The organism is Oceanobacillus picturae (genome assembly GCF_000612865.1).
GTDB classification, from domain to species: domain Bacteria; phylum Bacillota; class Bacilli; order Bacillales; family Amphibacillaceae; genus Oceanobacillus_B; species Oceanobacillus_B jordanicus.
This window is the reverse complement of record NZ_CCAX010000002.1, coordinates 671,125-692,249: the sequence shown is the minus strand read 5'-3', so window position 1 is coordinate 692,249 and position 21,125 is coordinate 671,125. Positions and strand designations below refer to the sequence as shown.

Annotated in this window: 25 protein-coding genes; 14 read left to right on the top strand and 11 right to left on the bottom strand. The window is 38.9% G+C overall.

All coding sequences use genetic code 11. The features are described 5' to 3' along the window. Positions 1–34 precede the first annotated feature (34 nt). From BN988_RS14465 to BN988_RS14455, 3 genes are read left to right on the top strand one after another with little or no spacing between them, the layout of a single operon-like run. Complete coding sequence (locus BN988_RS14465) at positions 35–811, top strand: ABC transporter ATP-binding protein (protein WP_036577467.1); 777 nt, start codon at positions 35–37, stop codon at positions 809–811. Continuing rightward, a complete protein-coding gene (locus BN988_RS14460; RefSeq protein ID WP_036577466.1) occupies positions 786–2,702 on the top strand; it encodes an FtsX-like permease family protein in 1,917 nt (638 codons plus the stop codon). The genes BN988_RS14465 and BN988_RS14460 overlap by 26 nt, the downstream gene beginning before the upstream one ends. Positions 2,703–2,724: 22 nt before the next feature. Continuing rightward, positions 2,725–4,023, top strand: coding sequence for a glutamate-1-semialdehyde 2,1-aminomutase (locus BN988_RS14455; protein WP_036577465.1), 1,299 nt, complete (start codon positions 2,725–2,727; stop codon positions 4,021–4,023). A 236-nt stretch (positions 4,024–4,259) separates the two neighbouring features. Here BN988_RS14455 and BN988_RS14450 read toward each other — a convergent pair whose 3' ends face one another. From BN988_RS14450 to BN988_RS14435, 4 genes are all read right to left on the bottom strand, one after another. Continuing rightward, positions 4,260–6,029, bottom strand: a complete 1,770-nt coding sequence (locus BN988_RS14450) for an ABC transporter ATP-binding protein (RefSeq protein WP_036577464.1) — start codon at positions 6,027–6,029, stop codon at positions 4,260–4,262. A 180-nt stretch (positions 6,030–6,209) separates the two neighbouring features. Next, positions 6,210–6,737 carry a nucleoside tri-diphosphate phosphatase gene (ntdP, locus tag BN988_RS14445; protein ID WP_036577463.1) on the bottom strand — a complete coding sequence of 176 codons (528 nt, stop codon included), beginning with the start codon at positions 6,735–6,737 and terminating at the stop codon, positions 6,210–6,212. A 497-nt stretch (positions 6,738–7,234) separates the two neighbouring features. After that, on the bottom strand, positions 7,235–7,705 hold the full coding sequence (tnpA, locus tag BN988_RS14440; protein ID WP_036573920.1) for an IS200/IS605 family transposase: 471 nt from the start codon (positions 7,703–7,705) through the stop codon (positions 7,235–7,237). A gap of 189 nt (positions 7,706–7,894) precedes the next feature. Beyond that, complete coding sequence (locus tag BN988_RS14435) at positions 7,895–8,146, bottom strand: gamma-type small acid-soluble spore protein (RefSeq protein WP_036577462.1); 252 nt, start codon at positions 8,144–8,146, stop codon at positions 7,895–7,897. Between the two features lie 163 nt (positions 8,147–8,309). Between BN988_RS14435 and BN988_RS19105 the strand changes: the two genes are divergently transcribed. Then, on the top strand, positions 8,310–8,483 hold the full coding sequence (locus BN988_RS19105) for a hypothetical protein (RefSeq protein ID WP_182858846.1): 174 nt from the start codon (positions 8,310–8,312) through the stop codon (positions 8,481–8,483). 47 nt (positions 8,484–8,530) lie between these two features. On the opposite strand, the gene mutY is transcribed toward BN988_RS19105, so the two are convergent. Further along, positions 8,531–9,601 carry an A/G-specific adenine glycosylase gene (gene mutY / locus BN988_RS14430; protein ID WP_036577461.1) on the bottom strand — a complete coding sequence of 357 codons (1,071 nt, stop codon included), beginning with the start codon at positions 9,599–9,601 and terminating at the stop codon, positions 8,531–8,533. Between the two features lie 141 nt (positions 9,602–9,742). Here mutY and BN988_RS14425 point away from each other — a divergent pair, with 141 nt between their 5' ends. Next, positions 9,743–10,729 carry a metal-dependent hydrolase gene (locus BN988_RS14425; RefSeq protein WP_036577460.1) on the top strand — a complete coding sequence of 329 codons (987 nt, stop codon included), beginning with the start codon at positions 9,743–9,745 and terminating at the stop codon, positions 10,727–10,729. A gap of 27 nt (positions 10,730–10,756) precedes the next feature. Here the strand turns inward: BN988_RS14425 and BN988_RS14420 are convergent, their stop codons facing one another. Beyond that, positions 10,757–11,101 (bottom strand): YfhH family protein, encoded by a 345-nt coding sequence (locus BN988_RS14420; RefSeq protein ID WP_036577459.1) that lies wholly within the window; start codon positions 11,099–11,101, stop codon positions 10,757–10,759. A gap of 68 nt (positions 11,102–11,169) precedes the next feature. Next, positions 11,170–11,979 (bottom strand): recombination regulator RecX, encoded by an 810-nt coding sequence (gene recX, locus BN988_RS14415; RefSeq protein WP_036577458.1) that lies wholly within the window; start codon positions 11,977–11,979, stop codon positions 11,170–11,172. Positions 11,980–12,296: 317 nt separating this feature from the next. Here recX and BN988_RS14410 point away from each other — a divergent pair, with 317 nt between their 5' ends. From BN988_RS14410 to BN988_RS18960, 3 genes are all read left to right on the top strand, one after another. Continuing rightward, positions 12,297–13,187 (top strand): TIGR01777 family oxidoreductase, encoded by an 891-nt coding sequence (locus BN988_RS14410; protein ID WP_036577457.1) that lies wholly within the window; start codon positions 12,297–12,299, stop codon positions 13,185–13,187. A gap of 447 nt (positions 13,188–13,634) precedes the next feature. Beyond that, entirely contained in the window at positions 13,635–14,192 is a 558-nt protein-coding gene (locus BN988_RS14405; protein WP_036577456.1) for a GNAT family N-acetyltransferase, read from the top strand. A gap of 64 nt (positions 14,193–14,256) precedes the next feature. Continuing rightward, a complete protein-coding gene (locus BN988_RS18960; protein ID WP_119578445.1) occupies positions 14,257–14,391 on the top strand; it encodes a YfhE family protein in 135 nt (44 codons plus the stop codon). 59 nt (positions 14,392–14,450) lie between these two features. On the opposite strand, the gene BN988_RS14400 is transcribed toward BN988_RS18960, so the two are convergent. Beyond that, positions 14,451–14,768 carry a hypothetical protein gene (locus BN988_RS14400; protein WP_147629727.1) on the bottom strand — a complete coding sequence of 106 codons (318 nt, stop codon included), beginning with the start codon at positions 14,766–14,768 and terminating at the stop codon, positions 14,451–14,453. 137 nt (positions 14,769–14,905) lie between these two features. On the opposite strand from BN988_RS14400, the gene BN988_RS18430 reads away from it, so the two are divergent. From BN988_RS18430 to BN988_RS14370, 6 genes are all read left to right on the top strand, one after another. Then, a complete protein-coding gene (locus BN988_RS18430) occupies positions 14,906–15,328 on the top strand; it encodes a helix-turn-helix domain-containing protein (RefSeq protein WP_051557971.1) in 423 nt (140 codons plus the stop codon). Positions 15,329–15,568: 240 nt separating this feature from the next. Beyond that, positions 15,569–15,964 carry a GntR family transcriptional regulator gene (locus BN988_RS14390; protein ID WP_036577454.1) on the top strand — a complete coding sequence of 132 codons (396 nt, stop codon included), beginning with the start codon at positions 15,569–15,571 and terminating at the stop codon, positions 15,962–15,964. After that, positions 15,961–17,064: a DUF1648 domain-containing protein gene (locus tag BN988_RS14385; RefSeq protein WP_036577453.1), complete on the top strand. Its 1,104-nt coding sequence runs from the start codon at positions 15,961–15,963 to the stop codon at positions 17,062–17,064. The genes BN988_RS14390 and BN988_RS14385 overlap by 4 nt, the downstream gene beginning before the upstream one ends. A gap of 18 nt (positions 17,065–17,082) precedes the next feature. After that, a complete protein-coding gene (locus tag BN988_RS14380) occupies positions 17,083–17,286 on the top strand; it encodes a PLD nuclease N-terminal domain-containing protein (protein WP_036577451.1) in 204 nt (67 codons plus the stop codon). After that, positions 17,287–18,201: an ABC transporter ATP-binding protein gene (locus tag BN988_RS14375; protein WP_036577450.1), complete on the top strand. Its 915-nt coding sequence runs from the start codon at positions 17,287–17,289 to the stop codon at positions 18,199–18,201. It begins immediately after the preceding gene. After that, a complete protein-coding gene (locus BN988_RS14370; protein WP_036577449.1) occupies positions 18,198–18,974 on the top strand; it encodes an ABC transporter permease in 777 nt (258 codons plus the stop codon). Before BN988_RS14375 ends, BN988_RS14370 begins: the two co-directional genes overlap by 4 nt. A gap of 50 nt (positions 18,975–19,024) precedes the next feature. Here BN988_RS14370 and BN988_RS14365 read toward each other — a convergent pair whose 3' ends face one another. The 3 genes from BN988_RS14365 to BN988_RS14355 are packed head-to-tail and all read right to left on the bottom strand — an operon-like array spanning position 19,025 to position 20,938. After that, positions 19,025–19,711 (bottom strand): hypothetical protein, encoded by a 687-nt coding sequence (locus BN988_RS14365; RefSeq protein ID WP_036577448.1) that lies wholly within the window; start codon positions 19,709–19,711, stop codon positions 19,025–19,027. A gap of 2 nt (positions 19,712–19,713) precedes the next feature. Next, entirely contained in the window at positions 19,714–20,571 is an 858-nt protein-coding gene (locus BN988_RS14360; RefSeq protein ID WP_036577447.1) for an ABC transporter ATP-binding protein, read from the bottom strand. Beyond that, positions 20,561–20,938, bottom strand: a complete 378-nt coding sequence (locus tag BN988_RS14355; protein ID WP_036577446.1) for a GntR family transcriptional regulator — start codon at positions 20,936–20,938, stop codon at positions 20,561–20,563. The genes BN988_RS14360 and BN988_RS14355 overlap by 11 nt, the downstream gene beginning before the upstream one ends. Positions 20,939–21,125 lie beyond the last annotated feature (187 nt).

The window sequence follows — 21,125 nt, the reverse complement described above, 5'->3', positions numbered from 1 at the left end:
GGAAATTTAACACAACGACAGGAGGCGTATTTATATGCCTATATTAACCGCTGCTAATCTCACAAAAATATATGGGAGCCAAAGAGGTGTGCAACATGAAGCCCTCCATCAATTCCATCTAGCTGTAGGCAAAGGTGAATTCATTGGAATTATGGGGCCTTCCGGTAGCGGCAAGACGACCTTGCTTAATCTACTCTCTACAATAGATAGTCCCACATCTGGAACAGTGACGATCGACCAAACGACGGTCACCAATTTATCGCGAAATAAACTAGCCGCATTTCGCAGAAAAGAAACAGGCTTTATTTTCCAGGATTATAATCTTTTAGAGACATTAACCATCGGGGAAAATATTATGCTGCCACTTACCTTAAACAAGTGGAAGGTAAAAGAAATGAAGGAAAGGTTACAGCTTGTGACAGAACAACTTGGAATTGCAGAGCTAGTGGACAAGCGTATTTTTGAAGTGTCTGGTGGGCAACTGCAACGAGCTGCCATTGCCCGGGCAATCATTCACGATCCGACCGTCATTTATGCAGACGAACCTACAGGAAATCTTGATTCCAAAGCTTCTCGACAGGTAATGGAAGCACTGCAATTTCTCCATCAAGAAAAGAAAACGACAACCATTATGGTGACACATGATCCCTTTGCAGCAAGCTTTTGCGGCAGGGTAATTTTCATTAAAGATGGAAGGATGTTTAACGAAATACATAAGGGAGATAATCGACAGCGTTTCTTCCAGGATATTTTAAACGTGCAATCCATACTTGGGGGAAATACAGATGACTTTCAGACAGTTCGCTTTTAATAATGTAAAACGAAATACGAGAGCATATGTAAGCTATTTCCTTAGCTGCATGTTCGCTGTCACGGTTTTCTTTATGTATGCAGTGGTTATTTTTCATCCGGCCATACGGAATTATGAATTTCATGATGTTGTCCAATCTGGAATCATTGCATCAGAGGTGATGATATACGTCTTTTCTTTTCTATTTGTCCTTTACTCAACCGGAACCTTTATTAAATCCCGTAAGAAAGAGTATGGACTCTTAACCACATTGGGAATTAAAAAATCCCAGCTGAACAGGCTACTCATCTTAGAGAATACCATTATTGGATTGGCATCTATCCTAGCTGGTATAGCAGTCGGTGCCCTCTTAACAAAGCTTTTTCTCATGATTTTCTCCGCCATACTCGGTATAGATGACATTTTACCGTTTCACCTGTCATGGCGAGCCATTGGGCTAACCGTGCTTTTATTTTTTATTATGTTTGAACTTAACACCCTTGCCGTAGTATGGACGCTGCGCACAAAAACCGTAATGGAGGTTTTTCGCGGTTCTTTGAGATCAAGACGAACACCAAAGTTTTCCTGGATCCTCAGCTCCCTTGCATTAGGAGCTGTAGTATATGCTTATTACCTAGCTTATACAGCTGACTTAATTTCGATTATGTGGCGAATGTTTCCCATCTTAGCACTCATTATTCCCGGCACCTACTTTTTGTTTACACAGCTTAGTATTGCGACAACCAATCTTCTAAAGAGAAACAAGTCGCTTTTATATCGAAACTTAAATCTTTTAACCATTTCCGACCTATCCTATAAATTGAAGGAAAATGCTCGAATTCTCTTTATAGTAACGATCTTAAGTGCTGTTGCTTTTACCTCAAGCGGTGTACTATTTGGTCTGTTGCGGGGTGTGGAGGCAGAGACATTACGTTTTACGCCACAAGCTGTCTCTTTATTAAGTAATGAAAATGCTGAACTGGAAGAGTTCGAGAGCGTGGTCACAGACGTAGAGACACAATTTAAGGAACAATTTATCCCTTATGAGTCCACACTAGCAACTGCAATTCGTACCGAAACCGAGTCGACCTTAAGTAACTGGGACAAAACACCCGTGTTGGTGTATGCCTATTCAGACTATCAGCAAATGATGGACCTAAATGGAGTTGAGGCAACAGCGGAGCCTCAAGCTAGGGAGGGGCTTTTGTTTGTTCAAGATCTTATTGATAGTTATACGAAAAGCATCCCGGATGTTTTAGGAGTTAGGATTGGGCAAACAACTAAAAACCTATCCCTTGACTGGGAAGTAAGTCCTTTAAACTCCTCGATCGGTACAAATGTGCAATTAATTGTCTCTGATGAACAATATGAAAAATTTAAACAAGCAGCAGAAGCAAGTAGTATACGCTACAATTACGTTATGAACATCCCTAATTCACTTGACTATGCTACGGAAACGGATAATATATTAAATCAGGTTAACCCAGAAATCGCCTTTACCGATTCACAAGCTGATTTTTACCTCATGATGAGGCAGAGTATGTCTTATCTGTTCTTTTTTGGTATATTTATTAGTGTCTTATTCTTTTTAGCTGCAGGTTCTATTTTATATTTTCGAATGTACCAGGGTATTGATAAGGATTTAAAACATTACTATTCCTTATATCGGATAGGGTTAACAAGTAAGGAAATGAGAAAAATAGCAAGCCGGCAAGTGGCTCTATTATTTTTTCTGCCTTTTACGGTGGCTGCAATACACGCCGGGTTTGCATTTAAAGCATTACAAAATATATTGGTTTCCAATGTGCTCATACCAAGTATTTTTGTTTATTCGCTCTATTTCGCAGTACATTTTATCAATTTCATTATCATCCGAAATATTTATACAACAAAGCTAAACAAAGTTATGTAAACTAAAAGGAGGAAATGCAACAATGAATAATACAAAATCTCAAGCATTACACGAAGAAGGATTAAAGCATATTGTTGGTGGAGTGAACTCCCCTTCTCGCTCCTTTAAGGCAGTAGGCGGTGGTGCACCTGTTTATATGGAACGGGGACAAGGCGCTAATTTTTGGGACGTTGACGGTAACAAATACATTGACTATCTAGGTGCATATGGGCCAATTATTACAGGACATGCCCATCCTCACATCGCAAAAGCAATTGCTCATGCAGCAACGACAGGTGTTTTATATGGTACACCAACAAGGCTGGAAAACCAGTTTGCGAAAATGTTAAAGGATGCAATTCCTTCCTTGGAAAAGGTACGTTTTGTTAACTCTGGAACAGAAGCTGTTATGACGACCATCCGTGTGGCTCGCGCCTATACAGATAGAACGAAGGTTATTAAATTTGCTGGTTGTTATCATGGCCACTTTGATGCTGTACTTGTACAAGCAGGGTCAGGCCCGGCTACATTAGGGACCCCGGATTCTGCAGGTATTCCGCGTTCTGTGGCAGAAGACGTGATCACTGTTCCATTTAATGATCTGAAAGCTTTTGAAGAAGCATTGGATAAATGGGGAGATGAAGTTGCCGCAGTCTTAGTTGAGCCAATTGTAGGGAATTTTGGTATTGTGGAACCGCATGAAGGATTCCTACAAGCTGTAAATGACTTAACGCATAGTAAAGGCGCCCTCGTTATTTATGATGAAGTTATTACTGCATTTCGTTTTACTTATGGAAGTGCGCAACAGGTTTATGGAATTGAACCAGATATGACAGCAATGGGTAAAATCATTGGTGGTGGTCTGCCAATTGGTGCGTATGGTGGACGCATTGACATTATGGAACAGGTAGCTCCTTTAGGCCCTGCATATCAGGCTGGTACAATGGCCGGTAATCCTGCATCCATGGCATCAGGAATTGCTTGTCTAGAAGTTCTACAGGAAGATGGCACATACGAAAAACTTGATAATCTTGGTGCATTGCTTGAAAAAGGGATTACAGAGCAAGCCCAGCGTTATGGTGTTGAAATTAGTGTTAATCGTCTTTGTGGAGCATTAACTGTTTATTTTGGAACTGGTAAAATAACTAATTATGATCAAGCTGAAGCGAGTGATGGCGAAGCGTTCGCAACTTTCTTCAAGCTTATGCTTGAGCAAGGAATCAACCTTGCGCCATCTAAGTATGAAGCATGGTTCTTAACTACTGCACATACGGAAGCAGATATTGAAACAACTATTGAGGCAGTAGGAAAAGCGTTTGAAACAATGAGTAAGGGTGTGTAAGGGCTAATAAGCAAGTGCGGTTTCTGCGCTGCGGGAATATTTCGCTTTCCTGGGGTGGCTGGTAATCCTCCGTGTGCTACGCACTACGGCGTATTACCGATGCCTTTTCTCCCCTAGGAGTCTACATATTTCCCTCTGCTAATAAGTGTGTCCTAAACTTCAAATATAAAAAATGCCGAATACTTATATAAAAGCATTCGGCATTTTCGAGTTCAAAGCCTTTTACAATAATCTTCTTATTTACTTTCTTGCTCGATGTCGTCGTCTAGATGTTGGACTTGGTAAAGGTTGTAATATGCGCCTTGTTTGGCCATTAGTTCTTTGTGTGGGCCATCTTCGACTATTTCACCATTTTCAATTAAGACAATGCGGTCTGCATGTGTAATGGTAGCTAGTCTGTGCGCCACTATAAATGTCGTTCTGTCTGATGCTAACTTCTCGAGTGCTTCCTGGATTGTATGCTCACTTTCTAAGTCGAGCGCTGAAGTTGCTTCATCAAATATAAGGATTGGCGGATTCTTTAGAAATACACGTGCTATCGCAATCCGTTGTTTTTGCCCACCTGAGAGTTTAACACCCCGCTCACCAACAAGGGTATCATAGCCGTTAGGTAGACCTTGAATAAATTCATGTGCATTAGCTGCTTGTGCTGCTGCCACAACCTCTTCGTCTGTTGCCTCAGGTTTACCCATTCGTATATTCATCGAAATCGATTCACTGAACAAGGTATTATCCTGCAAAACCATCCCAATATTATTTCTTAGAGATCTTACTTTCACATCGCGAATGTCTAATCCATCCACTTTAATAGAACCACTTGTGACATCATAAAAACGAGGGATAAGGCTGATCAGGGTTGATTTTCCTCCCCCACTCATGCCGACAAACGCAATGGTTTCTCCACGCTTCACATGAAGATCTACATTACGTAGCACTCTACTTTCATCTTCATCATACCGAAACGAAACATTCTCAATTGAAACTTCGCCTTCAACTCGTTGGAGGCTTTTCGCCTCTGGTTTATCCTCTATATCATATTTTTCATTTAAGAATTCGAACACGCGATCAATAGAGGCAATTGACTGTACGAGCACGGTAGATGAGTTAATCAATCTCCGTAACGGACTATAGACTCTTTCCATATAACCTACAAACGCGACCATAGTACCCATTGTTAGATCTCCATTTATCACCTGATATCCTGCATAGGCAATCACTAGTAATGGAGCCAAGTCTGTAATGGTATTCGTTACAGCAAACGTCTTTGCATTCCAGTTCGTATGATCAATGGCTTTTGTAAGGAAATTATTATTTCTGCTCTCAAATTGTTCTTGTTCATAATCCTCTAGCGCGAAGCTACGTGTTACGGGGACACCTTGCACACGTTCATGCAGGTGACCTTGCACTTCAGCCAGCGCCTGCGAACGATCTCTTGTTAAACGTCGTAGTTTGGCGTAAAAATACTTTATCGAAAAACCGTATAAAGGAAAGAGTATAATGGCGACAATTGTTAATGGTATATCCATTGTCAGCATAATAATGATAGCAATAAGAATTGTGACAAGGTCTAGCCAAATATTCATAAGTCCAGTAAGTACAAAAGTTTTCGTTTGTTCGACATCATGTATTACCCGGGAAATAATTTCCCCGGTTTTTGTCTTTGCATAAAAGCTAAGGCTTAATTTTTGTATGTGGTCAAACAGTCTATCTCTTATATCATATAGAATTTTGTTTCCGACCCACTGCGCCAAATATTGTCGAATATATTCAATTGGTGGTCGAAGAACTAGGAAAATCACAAAGGAAATTCCCATTAGCCAGAGCAATTGCGATGTCTTTTCAGCTGCACTCATTGCTTCCGCATTAATAATATTATCGATTACATATTTTAAGATAAGCGGCATTAATAAAGGTATCCCGAATTTCACAATCCCGACGAGTACCGTCCAAATAATCTTCCAAGTGTATGGTTTTACAAATTGCATATACTGCTTGATACTGCTCATTTTCCATCTTCCTTAATCAATAGTTGAATTTATTTTTAGATATCTTTCCTCTAAAAAGGAATGGTCTAGCACGTGTAGACCTTGACCTAAGTTTAACCTACCATTTCGAAATTACGCTTTTTCCGAACGTGTAAAAAAAGGAAAAGCCTTGCTACATAAATGTAACAAGGATAACATTCATCACCGATAGGTTAGATATCTCTCATACCATTGGTCAACAAAATCTGGAGAAAACGGCCCTTTCCTTTGACGAATCCAACGCAGTAAATAATCTAAGTTGTTGTGTAGAATACGATCGAGAACCCTAGGATAATTCATTTGAAGCCTGTGGTCATCATATTCATCTTCATCAAGGATGTCGTAGGTCATATCTGGATATACTTTGACATCAAGATCGTAGTCAATGTATTTCAGTGCTTCTTCATCAAAAACGAACGGAGAGCTAATATTGCAGTAATAATATATTCCATCTGTACGCAACATACCGATGATATTAAACCAATACTTTGCATGAAAATAACAGATAGCTGGTTCTCTAGTTACCCATGATCTTCCGTCACTTTCCGTTACCTGTGTTTTATCGTTGGCCCCGATTACAATTGATTCCGTCCCCTTTAGTACAAGACTGTTTTCCCAAACCCGGTGAAGTTGTCCATTATGCTTGTAGCTTTGTATTTGCATCTTTGAACCTGGCCTCGGAGCAACCATCTCATCTTCCTCTCACTAATAGTCCGTTATTAATCCTTTTTTCATTATAAGGGGTACTATGTGAAATATAAAGTATTACGTACTTTCTCTCTGATGATGTTGACCGCTCTAAGGCGATGTTCTTGTTATCGGCTGATGTTTCCGGGATCTAAGGCGATGTTCTCTTGCTCTTGGCTGATGTTGCTGGGTTCTAAGGCGATGTGCTTCTGCTCTCGGGCGATGTTGTAGAGTTCTAAGGCGATGCTGAACTGCTCTCGGCCGATATTCTCCGACTCAAAGGCGATGTTCACTCCCTCTAAGCCGATGTTATCTCGCTCACGGCCGATGTTCGCTCTCCCAACAGATCAAATTAAACGAAACCCACTAATCAAAACCACCAGTGTGAACTGGTGGTTTGCTCTGCGGCTGAAAGCCTATGTTACCGGCCTCGGCCTAAAAGGCCCACTGAATGGTTTCCCTTTTGCACCACACTCACTCACTGATTCTAAAAGAATCTCTTATTTCTTCTTATTTTTCTCTCCAGTGAAGGGGTCAAATTCTTCAAATAATGTTAACTGATCACTCATGTAATCCTCTTTAAGCTGATTTCTAATATATTCTTGAATTTGATTCTTATTTCTGCCCACTGTATCTACAAAGTAGCCTCGACACCAAAATTTACGATTACCATATCTGTACTTTAAATTAGCGTGCCGATCGAATATCATTAAGCTACTTTTGCCCTTTAGGTAGCCCATGAATTGAGATACACTTAGTTTTGGTGGAATACTTACTAACATATGAATGTGATCTTTACATGCATTTGCCTCGTGTATCTCAACCCCTTTCCTTTCACAAAGCTCTCTTACTATTTCTCCGATGCTTTTTTTATATTTCCCGTAGATAATTTGTCTTCTATATTTTGGCGCAAAAACGATGTGGAACTTACATCTCCACTGTGTATGTGCTAAACTATTCTTGTCCTGCATTGGACATGCCTCCTTCTTTGATGAGATTTGGTGGTCGGGAAACCAACCTTATCTTATCATGAAGAGAGGCTTTTTTTTGCCCCCACGCTAGAAGCTCTATGGAACCCCCGGCATAGCCAGGGGTTTTCAAAGACCATAAAAAGAGCTCCCTTAAAAAGGGAGCTCTTAGAAATGTTGTGAGGTTGATATTTACTTTTTGTTTTGCTGAGATTGTTGGTTTTGTTTTCTTACTTCCTGAGCGTTTGTTTCAGAAGCAAACTCAGTACCAAATTTCCCTTGACCTTGAGCAGACTGCTGATTCTGTTTTCTTACTTCTTGAGCGTTAGTTTCGGAAGCAAACTCAGTTCCGAATTGCCCTTGACCTTTTGAAGCTTTTTGGTTTTGCTGTTTTACGTGCTGAACGCTAGTACCTGAAGTAGTTTTGTTTGGGTTTTTAGCCATCAATATCACCTCCGCACTACTAATTTAACCAGGAGGTCGATAACTTATCCGAATTAAAATGTTCCAATTACATCATCATTTGGATATAAATTCCATTAACGAATAAAAAGCGGCATATTACATAACTTATGAAGGAGCAATCACATTTAGAGGAGAAATGATGATGGATTCAACAAGAAGAGACTTCACAGAACTTACAATGATGAGTAAAACAAAATGGAACAATGAAGAACTAAACTACTTTCAGCATGCATTATCGCAGCTGTTACCATATGTAAACCCTGAAGGACTTTCCATCCTTCATGAAATAAACAAAGAAATGCATACAAGAGATTAGGGCTCTATAAAAAAAGGACTGGGTATGCTTCTCCCAGTCCCCTATTTTCAACCCATGTACTTCATCATTTTTTGATGTGAGACAGGAAAAGGGTATTTTGCTACATCTTCTTTTGCAACAAGTTTTAGTCTTTGATCTTCAATTGCTGTTATCTCAGCTTCAGCATGATATATTTCCAGCTCCCAAATGAGATGGGAAAATACGTGCTTCAGTTTTCCTGCATGATTCTTTACATTAAGCGTAATACCATACTCTTGATAAAACCAGCTTTCAATATGGTCATATCCAATTTCACTAATTGGAACCATAGGAAATTGAAAAAGGTCAGCAAGCAACCCATCACTTGGGCGCTTTTCAATAACATATTCCTCTTGTGGCGTCCGAATTAAAAGTGCCACGTAAGGTACCTTTCTTTGTTTCTTAGCCTTTTTCTTAACAGGAAGCGTTTCTTCTACCCCTTCCGCATATGCCTGACAATGCGATTGGACCGGGCAAAGCATACAAGCAGGTGATTTAGGAGTGCATATAATAGCACCTAATTCCATTACTGCTTGATTGAAGGAAGAAGGATCATCTTGATCAATGACTTCTCGAACATATGCTTCAAACAGTTTTCTTGTTTTAGGAAGTGCAATATCATCTTCAATATAAAACAATCTCGAAAAAACCCGCATTACATTCCCGTCTACTGCTGGTTCTGGCTTGTCATAAGCAATAGAGAGGATTGCTCCTTTGGTGTATGGTCCAATTCCTTTTAATGACCCAAGTTCTTCCGGATTATCAGGAACAACACCGTCATAAGTCGCTACTACTTCTCTAACTGCGTTTTGTAAGTTCCTAGCACGGGAATAGTATCCTAAACCTTCCCACGCTTTTAGTACATCCTGCTGGTCTGCGGCAGCTAAAGCTTCAACTGTTGGGAAATTGGAGATAAAACGATGGAAATACGGAATGACGGTATCAACCTTTGTCTGTTGGAGCATAATTTCTGAGACCCAAATTTTGTATGGATCCTGATCCGTCCGCCAAGGTAAGTCACGCTTTTCTTCCTGATACCAATTTATTAGATCTTCCTGAAAATCGGAAATGTTAAAATGTTGTAACGGTATATTTTTCATAAATTCACATCCTGTATGATACAATAAATAAATCGAAATAGCCTTAAATTTAAGTAAACAATCATGCCAGTACGACGCACCAGCATACTTCTACTTCCTAATTTTTTTATGAAGACCAAACCTTTAAGGAGGACCTATTTTATGGATACTGGTACCCACATAGTAATGGGTGTAGCACTGGGCGGTTTAGCTACATTAGATCCCGCAGTGCATCAAGATCCCTTACTATTTAACGCGGTGCTTGTAGGGACAATTGCCGGTTCTCACGCACCCGATTTTGATACAGTATTAAAGTTGCGAGATAATGCAACCTATATCCGACATCACCGAGGAGCGACACATTCTGTCCCTGCTGTGATTATGTGGGGAATTTTAATCGCTACCATCATATATCTGTTTGTTCCAAGTGTAAACTTCCTACATTTATGGATATGGACGTTTCTCGCTGTTGTTTTACATGTGTTTGTAGATATATTTAATGCTTATGGAACACAGGCATACCGCCCATTCACCAATAAGTGGGTGGCACACGGATTTATTAACACGTTTGATCCCTATATCTTTGCCCTTCACGTTGCCGGGATTGGCGCATGGCTACTAGGTGCAAGCCCTGGTTATACCTGGCTTACTATCTATGCGGTTATCTTCTTGTACTACATGAAGAGGTATAATGATAAAAGGGAAATTGTAAAGGAAATAAAAGGTTATTATTCAGATGTTGAACAGATTGCAACATCTCCTACCCTTAAACAAAACTATTGGCGAGTTGCTGTGACGACAAAGGATCGTTTCTACGTAGGTAGTGTGCAGAATGGCCACATCGAAATTGTGGACGAATTCAAAAAGCTACCTTTACCTGATACAGAAATCATGAAAATTGCAAGAGAGGATAAAAATGTTTCAGCATTCCTATCCTTCTCACCCGTTTACCGATGGGAAATTAATGATTTTGATGATTTCACTGAAGTGCGTTTCATTGATCTACGCTACCGTTCAAAAGGGCATTACCCGTTTGTTGCGGTTGTCCAGATTGATGACAACATGCGAATTATGAGTTCGTATACAGGCTGGATATTTTCTGAAAGAAAACTTCAAAGTAAATTATATGTTGAAGAAACACCGATTTAAAACAGCAGGTAAAGCTACCTGCTGTTTTTATTTATCCTTTACGGCATCTCCTAATAAAGAGATGGGAATTGCTTCTTCTTGCTCATTCATTTCATTAAGGAGGTTTATTCTATGCCCCCAAGCAAAAACACCATTGATATAATTAATTTTAAATGTATAACCCGGATCTGTCTTTAGTGTATAGATCTTTTCCGCTATAAAATCTTTCGGGTTTAATGTATAGGCAAGCGCCACCTGCATTTTACGTTCATTAACTGCAACTTCCGAAATGTTTCCAAGCTGTTCTGCCTTTTGTGCTTTTTCCTTTAATTTTCCTATTTCTGCCCGCAATTGTTCGATGGAATAATCGCTATATCTATAATTTGTACTCATAAAAATCCCTCCCCTTGTTGCATCCATAATCATAGCTTTAATTTCACTTCGTGTAAATAAAGGCTTTGCTACTCCTCCAATATTTCCTCTAGTACATTCTTAATGCTATCCAAGTTAAACCCTTTACGATAAAGTCCCTCTTTTACTTTGTTCCTGAGCTCATAGTCACTGTATTTCTTCTCAAATTTACGAATTAGTTTTTCAGCTTGACTTCTTAATGCTTCCTGTTCCGCTTCTTCATCCTTATCGACTGTATCCCCACTCAATACTTCGTTTATCACATCCTGGGAAAACCCTTTTTGCATGAGCTGTGTTCGCCATTGCTCTTGCTGTTTACGAAAGGAAACATTCTTTTTATGCTGGCTCTTTTTTTCTAGTAAATGTTGGGCTTTTTCATATTGTAAGTCATAAGTGAAAACAGAAACCGCTTCAGTAGCTATGTTAGCTGCAACCCCTTTTTCCATAAGCTCCCTCTTTATTACATTTGGTCCTTTACTTGAAGTGTTTATTCTTGTTCTAACAAACATCTCCGCAAACTGCTTGTCATTGATTAGTTTCTCATCATTTAATCGGTCCATTATCTCTTCTACTTCCTCTGGCTCAGCTTCTTTTTTTATTAGAAAATCTCGAATTTCCTTTTTTGTTCTCATTCGGTAGCTTAAAAAGTTAATGGCTTGGGTATATATTTTATGTAGCGAATCTTTTTCTAAAATTTGTTCAATCGTGGCATCATCAAGTTCGTCATTTTTACTAAGTCCAAACTTAATTAAAATATCTTCATCCACACTAAAACCGTATTTGTCTGTATCACCATCAGCAATAAAAATATTGTATCGACTTTTACTTTTTTTCTGTGTAGTAATTCGGGTAATTTTCAAGTTGTTTCACCCCTCCTTTCCTATCTTAACAAAAACAGAGCAAAAGTTCGCGTTTGAGGTTGAAAACATTATTTACCAACAAACAATGCTTACGCTGTTTTCTAACGGAGATTTTGCATATCCTATATATAACTATAAAGTTAAATTTCAATCAGTGGAGTTTTCGTTCTTCCTCCACTGATTGTTAGTTGAACGAATCGGGGTGTTAGCGCCCGTTTATTCCCACTAAAAACTAACGGCTTGACTTCATGTTTTGAAGTGGGAGTCTTACGGACGGTTGCTCCGGGATAAATTTTGTTGAAAAGTAGGTGTTAGAAATGAATATTTTAATAACTGGTGGAACTGGGTTTGTGGGGAAACATCTCACAAAGGCGCTTCATGAGAATGGACATCATACGTACATACTTACCCGCTCCCCTGAGAATAAACAGAACTCGGAGTTAGCAACATTTATTGGCTATGAACACGATCCAACCACATTACCACACATTAATGCCGTTATTAATCTTGCAGGCGAGTCCCTGTTTGGCTATTGGACAAAAAATAAAAAGCAGTCTATTTTAGAAAGCCGTATTAACATAACCCAATCACTAGTTGAAATGATTAAAAAAATGGACAATAAACCAGATGTGTTTATTAGTGGATCTGCTGTTGGATATTTTGGCAGTTCGGAGGATAAGATTTTTACAGAAGCAACAAATGAAGCTGGGAACGATTTTCTTGCGGAAGTGGCTCTTGAGTGGGAAGCAGTGGCTAATCAAGCTGAGAATCAACTCGGCATCCGTACCGTACTTTTGCGATTTGGTGTCATTCTCGGGAACGAAGGAGCCTTTCCTCTTATGCGCTTACCAGTTAAACTATTTGCTGGAGGAAAAATCGGAACAGGGGAACAATGGCTCTCCTGGATTCATATACATGATGTAGTGCGGTTAATTCAATTTTGCTTAAATGATCCAAAGATAGAAGGTCCGGTAAATGCTACGACCCCAAATCCAAAACGCAATAAAGATTTTATGCGTATACTAGCTTCTGTGATGCATAGGCCCTACTGGTTGCCTGTACCATCTAGTATGATTCATTTACTTATCGGAGAAATGGGGCAGCTCGTCACAAAAGGCCAATATGTTCTTCCTAAAAAAGCCCAGGACCATGGTTTCCAATTTAATTATCCGCATCTAAAAGAAGCAATAGGTTCGATTGAAGACTAGCTCATGTATAATTTTCTAGAAGGATCTATTTTAGGTTCTCTAGACCTGTCAAAATGCATGGACCTAAAAGCAGAAAGCCAAGTTTCTGCCACAGCAGCTGCTGATATTTCTGAGGACACTAACATACTATTTTGTTTATAAATTTATTGTAAAAAATTGTCGGGAAATTTTACAAAAAAGGGTATTCCCTTTCTAAATAAAAATGTGTAAAATAATGCTATCAAACATCAAATTCATAAACTGAAAGAGATGAAATATAAAAATTAGAACGTAGAAATTAAATAGGGAAGGCAAATGGTGCGCCACCAGCAATGCTGGTTCTAGTGGGTTCGATTCCCACCCCGAATTTTTGTTGAACGTTAACTAAAAATTCGTGGGTGGGTCAACTTACTAAATTCCCTTATGGTTATTTAGAATACCCACCTGTCCATAAGGAGGGTATTTTTTATGCTTAAAATGCGTGACCTACAAGAGGCGCCTGTATTATACGAACTGATTAAACATCCAGAGGTCTTCCCCTATGTTAGACATAAAGCCTATTCTAGTGAGGAGTTTCTCTTCATTACAAAACAGACAATGGAAGCTGAGGATAATGGAGAACTTGTTTCCCGTACAATTCTAGATGAATATTACCACCCGATTGGCACGATAAGCCTATTTGATATACAGGATGGGTATGGGTTTCTTGCAACATGGATTGGCCAGCCCTATTTTGGAAAAGGCTATAATAAACGTGCGAAGGAACAATTCTTTGATGAGCTTTTTCTGACTCATAATATGAATGGCGTGTTTATGAAAGTAAGGAAAACAAACAGCAGATCGCTTAAAGCAGTAGTAAAGCTACCATATGTGACGATTGCCAATAGCACCTATCCAGAAGTGTACCAAGAGATAAATAAGCAAGAAGAAGTATATGATTTGTTCTTAATCTCGAAGGATCATTATGTTTCTTACCAAACTTTTGCAAACACCGAACAGCAGCATACTGAAGAGGAAGTTGGTTAAACTTAGAAAAAATGTATAGATTCCTCCCTCTTGGTGATCCTAATGGATACATGGAGGTGTTCTAATGAAGCACAACGGCAAACAATCGCAGCAGCATGAGAAATTCCTATCAAAAACACAAGAAGTTCTCTATCAGAAAGAATTTAAGCAAGCTGACCGCGTTTATCAGCAGTTATCACAAAGAGGGAATCGAAGCTAACCGCTTTGATTTCTCTTTTTATTTTATTGGACCAGTGGGTGTATCTAATTCTTTGTGTCTTAAGTACCAAAGTTACCAGAATAGCCTTCTTCCTCTGTAGATATTGGTGTGTTACGCCACTTTCTTAACACTTGTTCTGCTTTTTTTCTTGCTTCACGCTTACCAAATCCTCTTCCATAGCCAACCTCTATATCCGTTACTGCAACCATCACGGCTGCTTGCCAAAGATCCGTTTGCTGGATATTCCACACATAGATAACAACAGTATCTTGTTTTACCACGTGGATTTCAAAATTTACTTCATGGAAAAGGAAACGCAACATTTTGCACTTCGTTAAGTTAGTTATCGTAGGATGCCTAAGAATCATACAACTCACCATTAAATTCACCTCGTATAAGTTCTATATAGGAACATTTTACTATATGTTCTATATATGAACAAGTAATTCCCCTTCTGTTTCTTCTCGACATGATAGTATGAAAGATACAAAAGCTTCAAATTAGAAAGTTAGTGATGCAAATGAAATTAGAAAAACTCGCAGTAAATATAAAACATTTTAGAATGCAAAATGGCTGGACTCAGCAAGATTTAGCCGACAAACTAGCCATTTCCCGATCTGTTGTAACAAAATGGGAGAACAGGACTGCGGTGCCAGATATCGCCTCATTACTTAAAATTGCTTCGTTATTTGAGCTCTCACTAGACCATCTCACAGGGAGCTTTGCATATGAGCAAGAAATGCTAAAAGACTTCCAACGAGTCTATGGACAGGATAAAGCTGGTCTCGACCAAGGCCTATACCAAAGTGTTGACTATTTACGTTCGCATCCGAAAATGAAGGAATCTCTAAACAGAATCCAAGCCTTACCAGAAAAGAAACAAAAGTCGATTCAAAAAATACTCGAAACGATGTTAGACCAATACGAACAGTTATAAGAAAAGAGCTGATTTTAGATATCAGTTCTTTTTTTACGTTCGAAAAGGTAAGAGTTTAACTAAGACGCAATGACGAGTCAATACAATTTTTGAAAGTGCAAGAATAAGAAAAAAACACATTTTTTAAAAGACGAGCGAATGTGAATATATATCTTGCACTTTTTATATTGCACTTTAAGTTTATCTGTTATATTATATGTATAACAGTTAGAACATAAAATGACAGAAAGGGTTATTTACATGTTTATTCGTCTTGACTTTGAATCAGATGAACCTATTTACACCCAATTAATCCATCAAATCATTGAAGGGATAGCTAAGAAGAACCTTTCGCCTGGTGATCCGCTCCCCTCAGTAAGAGCAATGGCAGCAGATATTGGCATCAACCTGCACACTGTAAACAAAGCGTATCAGCATTTAAAACAAGAAGGCTTTATCCTTATTCATAGACAAAAAGGAGTAGTCATTCATCCAGATGGGGTCGCAAAAGCAGATGCTGCCTACATGGAACAAGTACAGAAAAAGCTTCGTCCCTTCGTTGCTGAATCCATTTGTCGTCAGGTTTCCGAGGAGGTGTTTTTAAAGCAATGCCAGGAGCTATTTAACGAATTTAACGAGGAAGGTGAGAAAAAATGACATTTATTCTATTATTATTCTTTTTTATTATTGTCCCCGTGTTTATTATCATGATGTTTATCCCATATTTGACGAGGAAAACAGAAAGCTTTGGTGTTTCCATACCAGAGGAAATCTATCATACCAATGAAATGAAACAATTCCGTAAAAAGTATGCCATTGCTGTTGGCATTGTTAGTTTAATCGTTACGATTATATTTTTTGGATTTGGTACTACAAGTGACAATGAGACCACACTTAGCATCCTACTCGGCGCTATCATACTTGGCTACTTGATAATCAGCTTTTTCTTATACTTGCATTTCCACAGGCAAGTAAAGCAGCGGAAAGCAGAAAAGGGATGGGTTAAAAATAAAAAGCAACACCTTTCCCTTGATCTGCGTTTTCGCAGGCAAAAGCTTTCAGTTAGCAATCTATGGTTCATACCATCTTTTATAATCGCATTTATCACTGCTGCCTTATCTTTCATTTATTACGACACGTTGCCTGACACGATTCCCATGCAATATGACTTTTCCGGTAATATAACGAACTCGGCAGACACGTCTTATAGAGTCATCCTGTTGATGCCGATCATGCAAGTTTTCCTTGCTTGTCTCTTCTTGTTTGTCAATATAATCATTACAAGAGCAAAGCAACAGATTGATGGAGATAACCCTGAAGTATCTGCTGAACAAAATCGAGTTTTCAGAAGAAGATGGTCTGCCTTTATCGTGATAACGAGCTATGGTTTAACGTTATTGTTTTCTTTTATCCAATACTCCTTCTATCAGCCAATTCAATCAGACCTGCTAGTTGGAGCTCCTCTCGTGTTAACCGGTGGGATGATTATCGCTGCACTATTCCTTTCTATCACAACAGGTCAAGGTGGCAGTCGTGTCAGGAAACAAGCCGTAAATAATAGTAGTTATGTGGATCGAGATGACGACCGCTATTGGAAACTCGGTCAATTCTATTTTAATAAAAATGACCCTGCCTTGTTCCTTGAAAAGCGATTTGGCATTGGTTGGACAGTGAATATGGCGCGGCCACTAGCATGGATTATACTGCTTGGCATTATCCTCTTAGCTGCAGGTATTCCTTTACTATTATCTATGTAATGAAAGGAGCATTTGACCATGAAAGAGCTTTTCGAAAATATTGACTGGGCAATTGTTGCACCATTTCTTATTATTCAAGCCATATTAATGGTTATTGCACTTATTGATTTAATCAAGGCTGATAATGTGAACGGACGAAAGGTTATGTGGGTTTTCATTGTAGTTGTTCTCAATACAATTGGACCAATCGCCTATTTTATCTTTGGAAGGAGAAATGATTAAATGGCGATCTTATCTGCTACTCATGTTACAAAAAAATATGGCGCACACACCGCTGTGGACGATGTCAGTTTTTCGCTGCCGGAAGGAAAATGTATTGCGTTGATTGGGCCTAACGGAGCTGGGAAAACAACCATCTTGCGGATGCTTTCAGGTCTCCTATCACCAACTAACGGTGATGTAAGTTTAGATAATATTGTGAACCATGTTGACTATCGGGAACACATTGGTTACCTGCCACAATACCCCGTCTTCTACAATTGGATGACGGGGAGGGAATTTCTTATTTATAGTGGCCAGTTATCCCTTCTTTCAAAAGTCGAGGCTACAAAAGCTGCTGATGAGATGTTGAAAAAAGTTGGTATTGAAGAGGCCAAAAATAAGCGGATTAGTGGCTATTCTGGGGGGATGAAACAAAGACTTGGTTTGGCTCAGGCCTTGATCCATCAACCAAAGGTCTTAATTTTAGATGAGCCAGTATCATCCCTCGATCCGCTCGGTAGAAGAGATGTACTGACACTAATGAAAGAGTTGAAAGAGTCTATGACTATTCTTTTTTCCACACATATTTTAAGTGATGCCGATGCAATTAGTGATGAAATGCTACTCCTTCACAAAGGCAAGCTTATTGAGTCTGGTACCATGCAGGAACTGAGAGAGAAATACCAAACAGACGTGATTGAACTTGAGTTTCAGAGTATACAGGATTTGCAGCAATATGAAGAAAGGATTCGTAACATCCCTTTTGTGACCGAAGTAAAGGTAAACCAAAATAGCATAGCTGTTATAACAGATAATTTAACCCTATTGCGAAAAACCCTTTTAGAAAAAGCCGGTCAAGAGAATTGGCCGCTCATTGGTTTCTCATTAAATAAAGCTGAAATGGAAGATATTTTTATGAAGGTGGTGAAGCAATGATGCAATGGGCTACGATGTTTCGGAAAGAGATGCTGGAGAGCTGGCGAAACAAAAAATGGATCTGGGTACCAATCGTCTTTATAATACTTGCCGTTATGGATCCCATATCAACTTATTACCTTCCGGAAATCATCCAATCCGCTGGTGGGTTTCCAGATGGGACCGTTATCGAACTTCCTGATTATGCCCCAGCAGAGATCATGATGATGAGCTTAAGCCAATATAGTACCTTAGGCGTTTTATTAGTAGCATTTCTAGCAATGAATCCGATAGCGGGCGAAAAAGCTAGCGGCGTATCAGAACTCATTCTTGTGAAGCCTGTTTCTTATACAAATTATATTACTACGAAATGGGCATCGTTAATTGTGTTAGTCGGAGTTTCTTCCACTATTGGTTTATTTGCAGGGTGGTATTATACAAACATTTTATATGGTAACTTGCCTTTTATGACATGGGCGAAAGGTGTTCTCTTCTACGGCCTTTGGTTTTTACTCGTTATCAGTCTGGCAATTCTCTTTAATACATTTGTCTCGAAACCTGGAATTGTCGTGTTTTTAACCATTGTTTCGGTTATGCTTCTTAGTTTGTTAACACAGGTGATTGGTCATATCCTCACATGGAGTCCAGGTCATTTATCCACCTACGTTCAAGAGTTATTACGGACAAATACGATTTCTGAAAAGTTGCTCGGCACAGCCTTTACTTCATTAGCTTTAAGTATACTTCTTGTTGTTCTGTCTGTTTATAGCTTTCGCCGAAAACAGAATGGATAAATGAAACTTTAAGCCGAACAGAGAGTTGTTCGGCTTGGTTATTCTGGTTTTTAAATTGTGATGCGTCTTACAAGGAAGAAGGATAATACATAAAACACGATACTCATGATGGTCATTTGTAAAAAGAACGTCATGCCAAATGATTCCACTATATTTGTAATAAAGTCCCAAGCCCAGCCTTTTGCAATAGAGAGCAGCAAGCCTACAAGCAGAATTCCTAGAACTGAACCTGCACCTGCAAATCCAAATCGATAGAACAGTAAACCAAGTAAAAACATAAGTGTTAAGAAGAAAAACATGACAGCTGTATCAATAACTACTCGTGTATACCACGTATCGTCTATAAATTGAGCTAGGTGAAGAAAATCAAAGTTGTTTAACCCTATCGCTTCATTCATGCTGGTAACAAGAACCTGAATGATTGTGCCAGCAATAGCTTTAAATAAAGATAATAGCAAAAAGAAGATAGCTATTACTACATATAAATTTTTTCTTGTAGCCCCCATCTTAATTGAGAAAGGCACCATTTCCTTTACTGTTATAAAACCCATGATACCGCAATAAACATACATTGGTGCTGTAAGAGAAAAGGCCATTTCACCTTCCACGTTCAATAGAAAATAGGAAATGGTTAATGTTACTACAAGAATACTCATTAAAATGGTCCAAAAAATCAGTAAGGAATGACGTACATTTGAGCTAAAGAAATATAATAGTCCTTTAAATTGTCTCCCCATTGTTATGCTCCCTTCTTTCCTTCGGTTAAATAGATCATCAATTCTTGAATTGGTATACTCTCTACACGAAGCCCTTGCGATTTAGCATCCGCTGCATTTCCATAAACATATGCTGTCATAACACCGGCCAGTTCCTTCGTTTCGAGCACTTCTTTTCCTTGGATAAATGTGCTGACTTCATCTCTTGTTCCAGTAACCGCACATGTATTGTTCCGTAAGTACTCTGCTTCTTCCTGCATCACAAGAGAGCCTTTTTGAATAATCAAAACCTCTTCAAACATAAGACTAACCTCATCAATTAAGTGTGTGGATAAAATAATCATTCGTTTATCTGTCTCGAATTCTTCTAAAAGAAGTTCATAGAATTTCTTTCTGGCAGCTGCATCAAGGCCAATATAGGGCTCATCAAATACCGTAATCGGCGCTTTGCTTGCGAGCCCCACAATAATACCAAGTGAAGATTCCATCCCCTTGGATAGTGACTTTACCCTTGCATTTTTATTTAGATCGTAAAACTCTATTAGTTCATCAGCCAGATTTTGATCCCATTTTGGGTAAAAGTAGGAATAAATTTTAAGCACATTTTTCACCGTTAAATCTCTTTTGAAATTATGCCCTTCTTTAATGAGACAAACGGATTCCGTTAACTTCTGATTATCAAAGGGAACTTCTCCGTCTATTAAAATTTCTCCCTTACTTGCACGGATATTTCCAGCAAGAATATCCATAAAAGTCGTCTTCCCTGCCCCATTTCTTCCCAAAAGTCCGTAAAGCTTTGGACCTTCTAATGTGAACGAAATGTTATTTAACGCCAGCTTATCCTTATATTTTTTCGTTAGGTTTTTCACTTCAATCTTCATCTGTCTCATCCCCCTTTTGAATCATCTCAAGCAATTCTTCTTTACTGATATGCAGCTTAGCTGCCTCCTGTCGCAATGGTTGAATATAGTGATTGTAAAACGTCTGCTTACGCTTTTTTATTAAAATTTCCTTGGCATCCTCAGTGACAAACATCCCTACACCTCTTCGCTTATAGAGTATTTCTTCCATTACCAGCTCATTAATCCCTTTGGCTGCTGTAGCTGGATTGATCTGGTAATAGGATGCAAATTCATTTGTTGAAGGAACCCGCTCCCCAGCCTTAATGGAGTCACTTAAGATAGAGTCTTCCAGCTGTTCTTTAATCTGAAGAAAAATGGGTTTCGTTTCATCTAAGTTATTTTTCATCTCATCACCTTTGTTATTTGGTTAATTACTTATGTAACTAACCATATAACTAAAGAACACGAAAGTCAATAGGTATTTGCTTAGTTTAAGTTACTTTTGTGAATTTGGGAGCGAATAGCGGAAGGGTTCGTTTAAGTTTGTAGGATGAAGGTTCCACTATTGGGGAGCTATGGTGTCACTTTTCGGG